Raw genomic sequence first — 14,190 nt, 5'->3', positions numbered from 1 at the left:
AAAAAATGGAGTTTTAGCAAGGGATTAATAACATTCTTCAAGGGTCCTTGAGAGTGCCTCCTTGGAAGGGTCTTCAAAAAAGGTAAACCTTCCGATTTTTTTAAGCAAAACAAGGGTTAGTTTCCCCTTCCAAACTTTTTTATCCTTAGATATAGCAGAAAAGAACTCGGTTTGAGAAAGATGCGGGGAGATATCCTTTATTCGGTAAGGCATATCAAGATCCTTTAGAAGGGCCTTAAGTGGTTCAAAAACAGGCTTTTCAGCAACCCCTAAAATCTCAGAAAGCCTTCCCTCAACAACCATTCCAACCGCCACACAAAAGCCATGGGAAACTTGATAATTGGCAAGAGTTTCAAGGGCATGTCCAATAGTGTGTCCGAAATTTAAGATCCTTCTCAAGCCACCTTCCCTTTCATCCCTTGAAACCACATATGCCTTTGCCTTACAGCTTTCGTAAATAAGATAGGTCAAATCTTCAGAAGATAATTTATAAATTTCCTTACCCCTTTTCTTTATATATTGAAAAAGTTTTCCTTTTAAAATACAGCCGTATTTTATAATCTCAGCAAGGCCGTTTTTGATTTCAGAAAGGGGCAGAGTTTTCAGGACAGAAGGATCTATGTAGACACGAAGAGGTTGGTAGAAAGTGCCAAGTAAATTTTTGCCTTCGGGAAGATCAACCCCTGTTTTTCCACCTACCGAGGAGTCTACCTGAGAAAGAAGGGTAGTAGGAACCTGAACAAAGGGGATACCCCTTAGGTAAATACTTGCAAGAAATCCTGCTATGTCACCTACAACTCCTCCACCCAGGGCAAGAATGAGATCCTTTCTATCAAAGCCAGTCTGAACCATTGCCCTTGCAAGTCTTACCACTGTATCCATATTCTTAGAGGCTTCACCCTCAGGAAAGGAAAAAAAACTGACTTTTATAGCCATGGATTGAAAGAGATTAAGTAATCTTTCTCCATAAAGAGATTCAACCCTTGAATCTGTGATAATGGCAACCTTTCCAAAATCAAAGTGTTTTTTTAAGTCTGCAGGAATCTTTTCTAAAAGACCCTCTTCAATGAGAATTTCATAGGATGGTTTTGTTTTAACCTTAAGAATTTGCATTCTTCAAATGAAGAAAAAAATTTTTAAGCTCTTTTCCAGCCTTTTTTTTCTCTCTCTCAATGATTGCTACAAGTGCACTTCCAATGATAAGGGCATCGGCGTAGGGAGAAAGCTTTCTTACATGCTCAGGCTTTGAGATCCCAAACCCAACTGCCAGAGGTTGAGAAAGAAGTTTTCGGATTTTTTGAAGTCTCATGGTCAGGTCCTCTGGAAGGCTTTCTCTTGCACCTGTAATTCCAGTTAATGAAACATAGTAGAGAAAGCCCTTAGAGAGGCGAGCTATTTTTCTTATACGCTCTTCTCCTGAAGTTGGGGCAGAAAGAAAGACAGTAGCAAGACCCTTTCCTTTATTAATCTTTAACCAAGGCCCTGCTTCCTCCATAGGCAAATCTGGAATAATAAAACCGTCAAGACCTGAGGAAAGAGCCTCTCTTACTGCCCTTTCCAGCCCAAAGCGATATAAAATGTTATAATAGGTCATACAGACAATTGGAATCTCTGGAAACTCCTTTTTAAAACGCGCGATCATCTCTAAATATTCTTCAAAGGTCGGGTTATTTTTTAAGGCTCTAACTATGGCTTTTTGAATGGTTGGTCCATCTGCAACTGGATCAGAAAAGGGAAAGCCAAGTTCAATGCAAGCAGGCTCTGCTTCAGAGAGATACCTCAAAAACTCAAGAGTTGCCCCTTTCTCTGGATCAAAAGCGGTGATATAGGGAATCAGAGCCACTTTTCCCTCTTTTGTTAGCCTTCTTATACGGGTCTCAACCAGTTTTGCCCCAAAAGCAGTCATTTCCCCTTTCCCTCTAAATATTCCCTGACACTGGCTACATCCTTATCTCCCCGCCCAGAAAGATTAACCACAACTATGGAACCAGATGGAAGCTCTTTGGCAATTTTTATTAAATAAGCCATAGCATGCGCTGATTCGAGGGCAGGGATAATACCCTCAGTTTCTGAAAGTATCTGAAAAGCTGATAGGGCCTCCTCATCGGTTATAGCAACATACCTTGCTATTCCAGTATCCTTGAAAAAGGCGTGTTCAGGGCCAACCCCTGGATAGTCAAGCCCAGGGGCAATGGAATGTGCCCCCTTGATCTGTCCCACCCTGTCTTGTAAAAGATAAGTAAGCATCCCATGTAAAACTCCGGGCTCACCTGCGGTTAAAGTTGCTGAATGATGATCTGAACTTATACCCTGTCCTCCTGCTTCAACTCCAATAAGTCTCACCTGGGGATCCTTTGCAAAGGGATAGAAAATTCCCATGGCATTGGAACCTCCCCCCACACAGGCAAGAACATAGTCAGGAAGTCTTCCTTCCTTTTGGAGTATTTGCCTGCGAGTTTCCTTTCCAATGATACTCTGAAAGTCCCTTACCATTCTTGGGTAGGGATGAGGGCCAACCACAGATCCAATCACATAAAAGGTATCTTTAACATTGGTTACCCAATCTCTTAAAGCCTCATTTATAGCATCTTTAAGGGTTTGAGTTCCTGATTTTACAGGAATTACATCTGCTCCAAGGAGGCGCATTCTAAACACATTAAGCGCCTGACGCTCAACATCTTTTGCACCCATATAAACTACACATTTTAACCCAAGGAGAGCACAGGCTGTAGCTGTGGCAACACCATGCTGGCCAGCACCTGTTTCAGCAATAATACGGGTTTTCCCCATGCGCTTGGCAAGAAGCACCTGACCAATAGTGTTATTGAGCTTGTGGGCACCAGTGTGAAGAAGATCCTCCCTTTTAAGATAAACCTTAAGGTGCCCACCAAGATATTTGCTCAAATTATTTGCTAAATAGAGAGAAGTTGGACGACCTGCATACTCCTGAAGAAGAGCTTTCCATTCCTTCCAGAATGAGGAATCCTTTAGTATTTTTTTATATGCTTTTTCAAGCTCTAAAATAAGAGGAACAAGGGTTTCAGGAACAAACCTTCCCCCATAAGGGCCAAAATATCCTTTTCTATCAGGATAACTCATAATGTTATCAATATAAAGGGTATTAGAAGATTTGCAAGTAATCGCATAAGAGTGCATAGCTTCTTGGAGACATAAGGAAACTTACCTTTTTATCCTCTCTTTTTCAATGGGAGAGCATGCACTTAAATAGCAAAAATCTTTTTTTCATGCCCTTTTTGCATAAATTGAGGAAGGAGAAGTTCTTCAGAAATTCTCTCAGAAAGAAGCATTTGTCTTTCCCAATCTCCAAAGACCTGCCCCTTGGGTAGGAATTTTTTGATAAAATCAAAGACCTCCTTTGAGATTTTTCCTGCCTTCTTTTTCATGAAAGGGGTTTGAGGAAGAGGCATAAAGGTATGGGCATGAATGATAGCTGAGGCCCTGGCAAGTTCCTCCATAAAGGAAACAGTTGCCTTAATATCCTCTTCAGTCTCCTCAGGAAGTCCAAAAATAAAATCAACCTTTGCCTTAAGCCCTGCTTTAATAGTCAGTTTTACCGCCCTTCTTACCGCATCAACAGTATGCCCCCTTCTTAGATACTCAAGCATTCTTTCACTTCCAGTCTGTGCTCCAATCACAAGATTATCATTGGCACAGTATCTCTTCACAAGCTCTATGGTTTCTTCAGTTACATGCTCAGGCCTAACCTCTGAGGGGAAACTTCCAAAAAAGATTCTTCCCCCGTAAGCCCTGGTAAGCCTTGAAAGCTCCTTTAAAAGTGTTTCAAGGGCTGAAAGATTAAGGGTTTTTCCATCAGTGGAACCATAAGAGAAGGCATTAGGAGTTATAAATCGCAAATCTCTCAAGCCCCTTTTAAGTAAAGCCTCTGCATAATGGAGGATCTCTTCAAGAGACCTGTGTCTTGGTTTGGCCCCAAAAATTCGTGGCGTCTGACAATATTTACAGGCAAAGGGACATCCCCTTGTGATCTCAATAGGGCCAATGAGTGAGAATTTGAGGGAAAAGGGAGGATACCCGGAAAGACAAACAGGCTCTGCCTTACCATGATGTATATATTCCCCTTCCTTAAAATAGGAAAGCCCTTTAATTTCAGGATAATATTCTCCCCTTAAAAGAGACTTTAAAAATTCAACTATAACCTTCTCTCCCTCACCCACAAAAACATAATCAAAGCCCATTTCAAGGGTTTGCTTAGGAAGGCCTGTTGCATGAGGCCCCCCTGCAAGAAGCCAGATCCTTTTTTTAGATTTTATTTCTTTGATTTCTTTAAGGAATTCTCTTATTTCCCAGTATTGGGGTGTAAAAAAGGAGAAAAAGACAAAAACCTCTGAATTAAGGGAAAGTTCCCTTATAAGCTTAAGAAGTTCTTCCTTTTTCCTTGGGAAATAGAATTGGAATTTATCAAGCTCACTCAAAAAGGTTTTTTCAAGGGCCCCCAAAAGGGCATTAAAACTATACCTGTTATTTTTAAAATAGGCAAAAATAAGACATCTTTTCATAAAGTCTGCGGAAAAAATTTTACCTTGAATTTTTTTAAGAAAAAAGTTTTTGTTTCACGGCATAAAATTTTTACTAAATAAGTTTACAACCTTACATTTTTGTTTTTGCATAAATTCATATTCTTAGAAAAAAGGAGGGGCGGAAAAAGGGAAAAGGCAGATTAAACTCTTAAAAGATATGGGAGCATACAAACCCTTGACTTTTAACAAAGTTTATGTTAAAAAATTAATTAAATTATGAAAACCTTTTTGACTTACTTTTTTCTATTTTTGATAGCTTTTGTTAAGATTTCAGAGGCAAGGAATCTCTATACTATTGCAGTTGCGCCTCAATTTACACCAACCTATCTTAAGGAAAACTGGGGTAAAATTCTTCAGGCCATGGAAGAAGAAACAGGTTTGAAGTTTGAGTTAATAATTTACAAATCTATACCTGAATTTGAAAAGGGTTTTTTAGCTGGAGAACCTGATTTTGCCTTTTTAGGTCCATATTATATGGTAATGGCCAAAAAAGCTCAAGGCTATATCCCTCTTCTTAGAGATGCAGAACCTATAAAAGGTATTCTTGTTGTTAGGGTGGATTCTCCCTTTAAAAAGGTTGAGGACTTAAATGGGAAAAAAATTGGGTTTCCTGCACCCAATGCGTTTTGGGCAAGCCTTTACATGAGGTCTATTCTTAGTGAAGTCTTCAAAATTAAATTTGAACCCCTTTATCTTAAAACCCATGATAATGTTTATCGCAATGTAGTTTTGGGAGAGGTTTCTGCAGGAGGCGGTGCAAACCAAACCTTTCAAAGACAGCCTGAGGAAGTAAAAAAACAGCTCCGCATCCTTTATGAGACCCCTCCCTCAGCCCCTCATCCTCTTGCTGTTCACCCAAGAGTCCCAAAGGAGGTAAGAAAAAAATTTTTTACCGCTTTCCTGAAACTTTCTAAAAGAGAAGACCTAAAACCTTATTTTAACAATATTCAAATTCCCCATCCCATAGAGGCAGATTATACCAGGGACTATATGCCTCTTGAAAAATTAAAACTTGAAAAATATGTGGTCTTAGAGAATTAATGCTCTTTAAAGCCTCTTCCCTAACCCTCAGATTTTATCTATTTCTCGTTATTACTCTTATTTTTTTACTTTTTGGCCTTTTAACAACTGGTGCTATTCTTTATACTAATTATCATAATCTTTATCAGACCAATATTCAAAAGGGATCTAAATATGCTGAATCCTTGGCACATTTAACCCTGGAATATCTCTTAATTAAGGACTTTGCAACTTTAGAAAAATTCTATCAAAGGCTCTTTTCTGACCCTTCTATAGACGAAATAGCTCTTATAAAGGAAAGAATATGTCTTCTAAATTTAAGGCGAGAAAAAGAAGGGATAGCCTTTAAGCTTTTTGTTCCTTGTGAAAGCATTTCCCAAGGGAAAAAATTCTTTTATAAGGAAACCAAAGAAAAGCTCCTTTTCTATGCCCCTATTCTTGACCCCTTAGGAAATAATCTTGGCTGGATAAAGCTTGGTGTAAGCAAGAGGGAGACCAAAGAGCTCCTTCTTACACTCATAGGAATATCTTTAACGAGCTTGGTGATATTTTTAATTTTGGCTGTGCTTTTGATGTATGCTTTTCTTTCAAGGCCTTTAGATACTTTGCAAAATCTTGAAAACTTTGCTAAGGATTTATCTAAAAATATTGGGAGAACTATAAGTCTTTCCTGTAAAATTAAGGAATTTAAGTCTCTTGAAGATGCTTTAAACTTTGCCTCTAAGCATCTTGAGAAATATTTGTCTGAGTTATCTGCAGAAAAGGAGAAACTTTTTGTGACCCTTTTAAGTATTGGAGATGCAGTAATTGTTACTGATGAAAAGGGAAGAGTAATTTTAATGAACAAAATAGCTGAAGATATGACAGGATTTTCCTTTGAAGAGGTTAAAGAGAGGCCTGTTAAAGAGTTTTTAAAGCTTGTTTCAGAACTCACAGGAGAAGAAGTTTCTGATCCTGTTTCTGTTGTCCTTGTTGAGGGGAAAAGAAAGGAGCTTGCCAATCATACCCTACTTGTAAGAAAGGATGGAGAGATGCTTAACATTGAGGATAGTGCCTCTCCCATCTTTTCTCAAGATGGGACCTTGCTTGGAGTGGTTTTTGTCTTTAGAGATGTTACAGAAAAGGTTAGAACCCAAAGAGAGCTCATGCGCCTTGAAAAGATGAATCTTGTCAATCAGTTAGCTGGTGGAATTGCGCATGATTTAAACAATTTTCTCGCAGGAATGCAAAATTATCTTTATCTTGCCTATCTTTATGAGAGAAATCCTGAAAGGGTCAGAGAATTTTTAAATAAAATAGAAAGTCTCATTGAGAAGGCAGGTCATCTAACGCGAAGGCTTCTTGATCTCTCAAAGGGAGCTCCGCTTATTAGGGAAGTTATTTCATTAAGGGAATTTCTATATGAGGTATCAAACTTTGTCTTTGTGGGAACACCCATTAAAGTTTGTATTGATATAAGAGAAGGGGTGATGAATCTTCTGGGAGATCCAGCCCAGCTTTTTGAGGTTTTTCAAAATCTTTTGATTAATGCAAGGGATGTGCTTGGTTCAGGGGGGAGGGTAGAAATAAGGGCAGAAAATGCCAATGGTTTTGTGAAAATAAGTATAAGTGATAATGGCCCTGGAATTCCAAGGGAGATTCTTCCCAGGATTTTTGAGCCCTTCTTTACCACCAAAAAGGAGGGAACTGGTCTTGGGCTTTTTGTTGTAAAAAATCTGGTGGAAAATCATGGAGGAAAAATTGAGGTTTTTTCTGAAGAGGGAAAGGGAACAACCTTTGTTCTCTATCTGCCTGGAACTAAAGAAGAACTTAAAAGAGAAGAAAAGGCAGTTCTTCCCCTTGAAGATTTAGCAAGAGGGATGAAAGTCCTTGTAGTTGATGATGAGCCTGAAATAAGAGAAAGTTTAAAGGAGATTCTTGAGTTTTTTGGCTTTTCTGTTGAGACAGCGGAAAATGGGGATAAAGCCCTGGAAGAATTCAAAGCCTCCTTAGAAAAGGTTAATCCCTATCAACTTGTTATCACAGATTTTACGATGCCAGGAAGCCTTTCTGGTCCAGAACTTGCAAAGGAATTAAAAAAGCTATCTTCAGAGGTAAAAATAATTGGAGCAAGTGGATATATTCAATCCCCTGAAGATTTTAGTGAATTCCACGGCTATTTTGAAGATATTTTACCCAAACCTTTTAATATTGTAACCTTAAGAAAAAAACTTACCCAAATTCTTTCATCCTCCTGATTTCATAAAATATTATTGCAACTTCAAATAAGGTTTTTTTAAGGCTCTTTTGAAATTAAAAAAATTAGACTTGATCTTTTTTTAAAGTATTTTAAAATTTTAATTTATGGGTATCTTAGGTATTGAAATTTTAGAAGAAATAGAGAGGCTTGATCCTTCTGTTAGGTCCGCATTAATTAAGGTTCTAAAAAAGATAGATAATTATCTTGAAAAAACCGTAAAAAGCGAAGATTTTCAGAGGCTAACAAGTATTGTTTCCGCCCTTGCTGAGGAAGTTAAAATTATCGCTGAACAACAAAGAAAAACTGAAGAGACTCTTAATGCTCTTGCTGAAGAAGTAAGAGCCCTTGCGGAAGAAGTAAAGAAGTTAGCGGAGGAACAAAGAAAGCTTGCAGAGAGACAAACGAAAACTGAGGAGACTGTTAAAGCTCTTGCTGAAGAGGTAAAGAAGCTTGCGGAGGAGGTAAAGGAGCTTGCGGAGAGACAAACGAAAACTGAAGAAACTGTTAAAGCTCTAACTGAAGAAGTTAAAAAACTTGCAGAAGAACAAAGAAAGCTTGCGGAAAGACAAACCAAAATTGAAGAAACTGTTAGAGCCCTTGCTGAAGAAGTTAAAAAACTTGCGGAAAGACAAACCAAAATTGAAGAAACTGTTAGAGCCCTTGCTGAAGAAGTTAAAAAACTTGCGGAAAGACAAACAAAAACTGAGGAAGAGTTAAGAAAACTTATAAAGGAACATGAAAAAACAAGAAAGGATTTAGGCGGGCTTACACAGAGTTTTGGTTATTTCTTAGAAAACGAATCCTATAAACATCTTCCGTCTTTACTTGAAAGAGATTACCATCTTCAAATTACTGAACCCCTTGACCGAAAGTTTATAAGATATCCCCATAATCGTTATGATGAAGTAAATATCTATGGCAAGGGGAAAATTGATGGAAAAGAGTTAATTATTTTAGGGGAAGTAAAGAGCCAGCTTTCAAAAAGACATGTAGATGAATTTTTAAAAAAGGTTTCCCGTATAAAAAAGTTTTATAACTGGGAGACCTTTCTTGTGCTTGTTACCCACATGGCTGTAAATCCTCAAGTGGAAGATTATGTTAAAGATTTGGGTATTGCTTTATACAAAAGCAGTCAATTCAGATAAAGATACCCTTCCTTTGGGATTATCATTGACTCTTAATCAAAAATGGAAATAAGCTTGTGCTAAGAGAAAAGCCTTTTTTGGGATGCGGGGCTTTAAACTGGGATATCTTTTTTGGCCTTGAGGACCTTTCTGCCTTCTCCTTTGAAGGATTTAAATTCTTTCCAGGTGAAGAGTATGTCTTTGAGAGAAAGGCCTTTTTAGAACTTTTAGAAAAGCTTAAAAAAGAAGCCACCTTTCTTCATGAGGGTGGAGGAGGATCCTCCGCCAATACCCTTTATGCCCTTGCCAAATGGGGATATCCCTGCATCTTCATAGGAGCTGTGGGAGAAGATGAATTTGGAAAAAAGATTTTAGAGGAATTCAAAGAAGTAGGCCTAAATAGAGATAATATCTTTAAAAGTAATGAAACAAGCCTTGCCTTAATTCTTCTTGATAAAAAAAGAGACCGCTCTATTGTGGTAAGCCCTGGAAGTGCTGAGGCCTCTCTTTCTCTTGAAAAAATAAAGCTCCCTTCTATGAAAGAGGCATGGCTCCATTTAAGTTCCTTTGCAAGCAAAGAGGGAGAAGCCTTTCAAAAAGGATTAATCTCTACCTTTAAAGGCGTTATCTCCCTTGATCCTGGAGAAATCTATGCAGAAAAGGGGAAGGAATTTTTAAAACCCTTTCTTGAAAAAACAAAGTATCTCTTTATGACTGAAAGAGAATTAGAGTTAGCTAACTTAACCTGTGAAGAACTTTTAAAAGAAAAGGTCCACACCATTTTCATTAAAATGGGAAAAAGAGGAGCAATGGCGCTTTCAAAAAATATGGCTTTGAGATATTCTGTATATCCTGCCAAAAAGATTATTGATAATACCGGAGCAGGAGACTACTTCAATGCAGGAGTTCTTGCTGGACTCTACTTAAACTTTACCCTTGAGAAAGCCTTAGAGCTTGGGCTTTACTCAGCCAGTTTGAGCCTGAGAGATTACGGAAGAAGAGGAGTCCTAAATCAAGAAGAGTTTAAAAAATTTCTAAGTAGATTAAAATTAGAAGATGATGAAAAAAAATCTTTATGCTGATATCTATTTTGAAAAGGCTCGTTTTTTCCGCTTAGTTCTTGAACCAGATAGAGTAGATGAAATTGCTTCTGGTGAAGAAGAAGGTCTCTCCTTAAGAACTATTGAAGAGGACTTTAAAAATAATCTCCAATATACCACTAAACATTTTGAAGAATTTTTAAAAGAACAGGCTAAAACCTTTTTTAAAAAAGAGCACCTTTCTTCCTTTGAGCATTTAAGAAAAGGTTTAGCGCAAGCCTCTCCCGAAGAGGAACTTCCCATTGACAGAGCCTTTTCTTTTCTTGAGGAGTTGAAAAAGAAAATCCCTAAGGACCCAGAGATTAGACATTACCGCTTGCTTCTAAGTATTTTAAATAAAAAAATTCTTATCCTTAATTCAGATGGAGAGCTAAGGCAAACCGAGAGAAAATACTTTCGCGCAGCTATACTTGTTGTAGTAGAAAAAGATGGAAGACTTGAAAGGGGTTATGAGGTGCTTGGATACAGTCTTCCCATGGAAGAAGCCCTTGTAAGGGATCCTCGCTTTTTTGAGCTTTCAGAAAGGGCAGTTCGCCTTGCAAAGCTTATGCTTTCAGCAAGAAAGGCGCCTGCAGGAAGGATGCCTGTCATTCTCTCAGGGGAAGCAGGAGGAACCATGATCCACGAAGCAGTGGGTCACGGGCTTGAGGCTGATCATGCCGAAGAGGGCTTGTCAATCTATTCGGGAAGACTCGGTGAAAAAGTTGCAAGTCCCCTCATTACAGTTATCGATGACCCAACTCTTTCCAATCTTTACGGCTCCTATAATATTGATGATGAGGGAACTCCTGCTGAAAGGGTAATCCTTATTGAAAAAGGTATTCTAAAAAACTTTCTCTATGATAGATTTACCGCCTTAAAATTTCATAAAAAATCTAATGGACATGGAAGAAGGGAAACCTTTAGGGAACTACCTATCCCTCGTATGGCAAACACCTTCATTGCCCCTGGGCGTAACTCTCCAGAGGAGGTTTTAAAAAGTATTGAAAAGGGGCTTCTTGTAAAAAAAATGGGCGGAGGAGAAGTAAATCCCCTAACAGGGGACTTTGTCTTTGAAGTAAGAGAAGGATACTACATAGAAAAGGGAGAGATCCTTTATCCAGTGAAAGGGGCAACTCTTGTAGGTAATGGGCCCAAGGTGCTAGAGATTATTGATATGGTTGCTGATGATCTTCACTTTGATCCTGGAACCTGCGGAAAGGATGGCCAGGGAGTTCCTGTTTCAGATGGCCAGCCCACATTAAGAATCCCTGAAATTACTGTTTCAGGGGTCCTTGAATAAGGAGGAAACGCATGTGTGGACTTGTTGGTATATACGGTGTTCCAGAGGCTTCCAAATATATTTATTTTGGTCTCTATTCCCTTCAACATCGCGGTCAGGAAGGAGCAGGAATTGCCTGTTTTGACGGAAAAAAAATAAGGGAATATAAAAATCTTGGGCTTGTTAGTGAGGTCTTCAATGAAAAGATTCTTCAGGAGCTTCCCGGGGAGATAGCCATAGGCCATGTAAGATATTCAACCACTGGTTCTTCAACCCTTCAAAATGTTCAGCCCTTTTGTGTAACCTTTGCAAGAAAAACCCTTGCCCTTGCCCATAATGGAAATCTTGTCAATGCCCACACTTTAAGATGCGAGCTTGAGGAAGAGGGCCATATCTTTCAAACCACCATGGATAGTGAAGTTATCATGCACCTTGTGGTGAAGTATCTTAGAGAGGGGCTTGTTACTGCTATTTCTAAGGCTATGCAAAGAATTAAGGGGGCCTATTCGGTTCTCCTTCTCTGTGATAATGTTCTTGTTGCCTTTAGAGATCCCTGGGGTTTTAGGCCCCTTGCCCTTGGAATGATAAACGGAGGCTATGCCCTTGCCTCTGAAACCTGTGCCTTTGACCTTCTTGGTGTAGAATACTTAAGAGATGTTGCCCCTGGAGAAATCCTTGTCATTGACGAAAATGGCCCCAAATCCTACTTTCCCTTTGAAAAGGAGCCCCAACCCCTTGCCCATTGCATCTTTGAATTTATCTACTTTGCAAGACCAGATAGCCTTATCTTTCAAAAAAATGTCTATACAGTGCGTAAAAATCTCGGATTTAATCTCTATAAAGAATGTCCCCTTTCTGGAGCTTTTATTATGCCCTTTCCGGATTCAGGCACCTATGCAGCCCTTGGTTATGCTCAGGCAAGCGGGCTTCCCTTAGAGTTCGGAGTTATAAGAAATCACTATATCGGAAGAACCTTTATTCAACCCTCAGAAAAATTAAGAGATCTTTCTGTAAAAATGAAACTCAACCCTGTAAAGGATTTCATTCGCGGAAAGGAAGTTATTGTTATTGATGACTCCCTTGTTAGAGGAACAACAAGCAAAAATCGGATTAAAAGTATAAAACTTGCCGGTGCCAAAAAGATTCATTTTCTCATTTCCTGTCCTCCTTTAAGATATCCCTGTTTTTTTGGAATTGATTTTCCTCAAGCCAAAGAATTAATTGCTGCCAAACACAGTGTGGAAGAGATCAGAAAATTTCTTGATATTGATACCCTTTATTATTTGAGTCTTGAAGGCCTTCTTGACTCTGTTGGGGACTTGAGAGACAAGGTCTGCCTTGCCTGTTTTACTGGGAATTATCCTTTAGAGGTGGATTTTTCCTTTAGAAAAGATATAACTGAAATCAAGTAAACCTCCTATGAAAGCCCCGGAGAGCCTTCAGGAATTTTTAAAAATCCTGGAAAAAGAGGGAGAATTATACAGAGTAAAGGAGGAAGTTTCCCCTGAGCTTGAAATAACAGAGATTACTGATAGAACAGTTAAGGCATGTGGTCCTGCCCTCCTTTTTGAAAGAGTAAAAGGGCATAAAATCCCAGTAGTTACCAATCTCTTTGGAAGCTATAAAAGACTCTGCCTTGCCCTGGGAGTTAATTCCCTTGAAGAACTCTCAGAAAAGCTTCTTAATTTTATTGAGATAGGTGAAGCTGAAGGCCTTCTTGGGAAACTCAAACTACTTCCTAAGCTCTTTCAGGCGAAAAATGTTTTTCCAAGAAAGGTAGACCATGCCCCCTGTCAAGAAGTGGTATTAAAGGGTGATGAGGTTGATCTCTTCAAACTTCCCATTCTTAAGTGCTGGCCCAAGGATGCAGGCCCCTTTATAACCCTTCCCTGCGTAATAACTAAGGATCCAGAAACAGGGGTGCGGAATGTGGGAATGTATCGCATACAGGTTTTTGATAAAAATAAAACAGGGATGCACTGGCAGATTCATAAGGTAGGGGCGAAACATTATCGGAAGGCTGAGGCAAAAGGGAAGAAACTTCCTGTGGCAGTAGCCCTTGGTCCTGAACCTGCAGTTATTTATGCAGCTACAGCCCCACTCCCTGAAGATATTGATGAATTTATGCTTGCAGGTTTCTTAAAGGGATCTCCAGTTTCCCTTGTGCCCTGTCTTACAGTTCCCCTTGAGGTTCCGGCAGAATCCCAGATTGTGCTTGAAGGTTATGTGGAACCCTTTGAGCGAAGATTAGAAGGTCCCTTTGGTGACCACACAGGCTTTTACACACCTCCCGAGCCTTATCCAGTCTTTCATATAACCTGTATTACCATGCGAAAGGATGCCATCTATCCTGCAACCATTGTGGGAAAGCCTCCCCAAGAGGATTGCTATCTTGGTAAAGCCACAGAAAGGCTTTTTCTTCCACTCATAAAGAAGGTTCTTCCTGAAGTGGTGGATATCAATCTTCCCTGGGAAGGAGTTTTTCATAATCTGGTTTTTGTATCCATTGATAAAAGATATCCAGGGCATGCCTTTAAAGTAGCCTCTGCCATCTGGGGCCTTGGTCAGCTAATGTTTTCAAAGATTGTGGTTGTTTTTGATAAAGAGGTAAATGTTCAGAACTTAAGGGAGGCCCTCTTTTATCTTTGCGCCAATGTGGATCCTGAAAGGGATATTATGATTATTAAAGGTCCTGTTGATGTGCTTGATCATGCAAGCCCTGAAGTGGGTTTTGGATCAAAGATGTGCATTGATGCCACAAGAAAATGGAAGGAAGAAGGATATAGAAGAGAATGGCCAGAAGAAGCAATTATGAGCGAGGAGGTAAAAAAGAGAGTTGATTTGATTTGGAAAAATATTAAAATAAAAAATTTTAAATAGACCATTT

Annotated in this window: 11 protein-coding genes; 7 read left to right on the top strand and 4 right to left on the bottom strand. The window is 39.1% G+C overall.

Features of this window, described 5'->3' with window-relative positions:
* Window positions 1-24 precede the first annotated feature (24 nt).
* From aroB to THC_RS05540, 4 genes are all read right to left on the bottom strand, one after another.
* Window positions 25-1,113 carry a 3-dehydroquinate synthase gene (aroB, locus tag THC_RS05555; RefSeq protein WP_068514530.1) on the bottom strand — a complete coding sequence of 363 codons (1,089 nt, stop codon included), beginning with the start codon at window positions 1,111-1,113 and terminating at the stop codon, window positions 25-27.
* Window positions 1,100-1,906 (bottom strand): tryptophan synthase subunit alpha, encoded by an 807-nt coding sequence (gene trpA, locus THC_RS05550; protein ID WP_068514527.1) that lies wholly within the window; start codon window positions 1,904-1,906, stop codon window positions 1,100-1,102. The genes aroB and trpA overlap by 14 nt, the downstream gene beginning before the upstream one ends.
* Window positions 1,903-3,099 (bottom strand): tryptophan synthase subunit beta, encoded by a 1,197-nt coding sequence (gene trpB, locus THC_RS05545; RefSeq protein ID WP_068516667.1) that lies wholly within the window; start codon window positions 3,097-3,099, stop codon window positions 1,903-1,905. The genes trpA and trpB overlap by 4 nt, the downstream gene beginning before the upstream one ends.
* A 122-nt stretch (window positions 3,100-3,221) precedes the next feature.
* Complete coding sequence (locus THC_RS05540; RefSeq protein ID WP_082706329.1) at window positions 3,222-4,538, bottom strand: TIGR04013 family B12-binding domain/radical SAM domain-containing protein; 1,317 nt, start codon at window positions 4,536-4,538, stop codon at window positions 3,222-3,224.
* Between the two features lie 237 nt (window positions 4,539-4,775).
* Between THC_RS05540 and THC_RS05535 the strand changes: the two genes are divergently transcribed.
* The 7 genes from THC_RS05535 to THC_RS05505 all read left to right on the top strand — a co-directional run bounded on the left by THC_RS05535 (window position 4,776) and on the right by THC_RS05505 (window position 14,183).
* On the top strand, window positions 4,776-5,600 hold the full coding sequence (locus tag THC_RS05535) for a phosphate/phosphite/phosphonate ABC transporter substrate-binding protein (RefSeq protein WP_068514524.1): 825 nt from the start codon (window positions 4,776-4,778) through the stop codon (window positions 5,598-5,600).
* A complete protein-coding gene (locus THC_RS05530; protein WP_068514518.1) occupies window positions 5,600-7,816 on the top strand; it encodes a hybrid sensor histidine kinase/response regulator in 2,217 nt (738 codons plus the stop codon). Before THC_RS05535 ends, THC_RS05530 begins: the two co-directional genes overlap by 1 nt.
* Window positions 7,817-7,922: 106 nt before the next feature.
* Entirely contained in the window at window positions 7,923-8,963 is a 1,041-nt protein-coding gene (locus tag THC_RS05525) for a hypothetical protein (protein WP_068514502.1), read from the top strand.
* A gap of 56 nt (window positions 8,964-9,019) precedes the next feature.
* Entirely contained in the window at window positions 9,020-10,024 is a 1,005-nt protein-coding gene (locus THC_RS05520) for a carbohydrate kinase family protein (protein WP_068514499.1), read from the top strand.
* Entirely contained in the window at window positions 10,002-11,324 is a 1,323-nt protein-coding gene (locus tag THC_RS05515) for a TldD/PmbA family protein (protein ID WP_231938331.1), read from the top strand. The genes THC_RS05520 and THC_RS05515 overlap by 23 nt, the downstream gene beginning before the upstream one ends.
* An 11-nt stretch (window positions 11,325-11,335) precedes the next feature.
* Entirely contained in the window at window positions 11,336-12,715 is a 1,380-nt protein-coding gene (purF, locus tag THC_RS05510; RefSeq protein ID WP_068514494.1) for an amidophosphoribosyltransferase, read from the top strand.
* 7 nt (window positions 12,716-12,722) lie between these two features.
* Window positions 12,723-14,183, top strand: a complete 1,461-nt coding sequence (locus THC_RS05505) for a menaquinone biosynthesis decarboxylase (protein WP_068514491.1) — start codon at window positions 12,723-12,725, stop codon at window positions 14,181-14,183.
* The last annotated feature ends 7 nt before the right edge of the window (window positions 14,184-14,190 follow it).

The sequence above is a fragment of the Caldimicrobium thiodismutans genome, from assembly GCF_001548275.1.
Taxonomy (GTDB): domain Bacteria; phylum Desulfobacterota; class Thermodesulfobacteria; order Thermodesulfobacteriales; family Thermodesulfobacteriaceae; genus Caldimicrobium; species Caldimicrobium thiodismutans.
The sequence above is the reverse complement of the archived record's forward strand: the minus strand, read 5'-3'. Positions and strand labels throughout refer to the sequence as shown.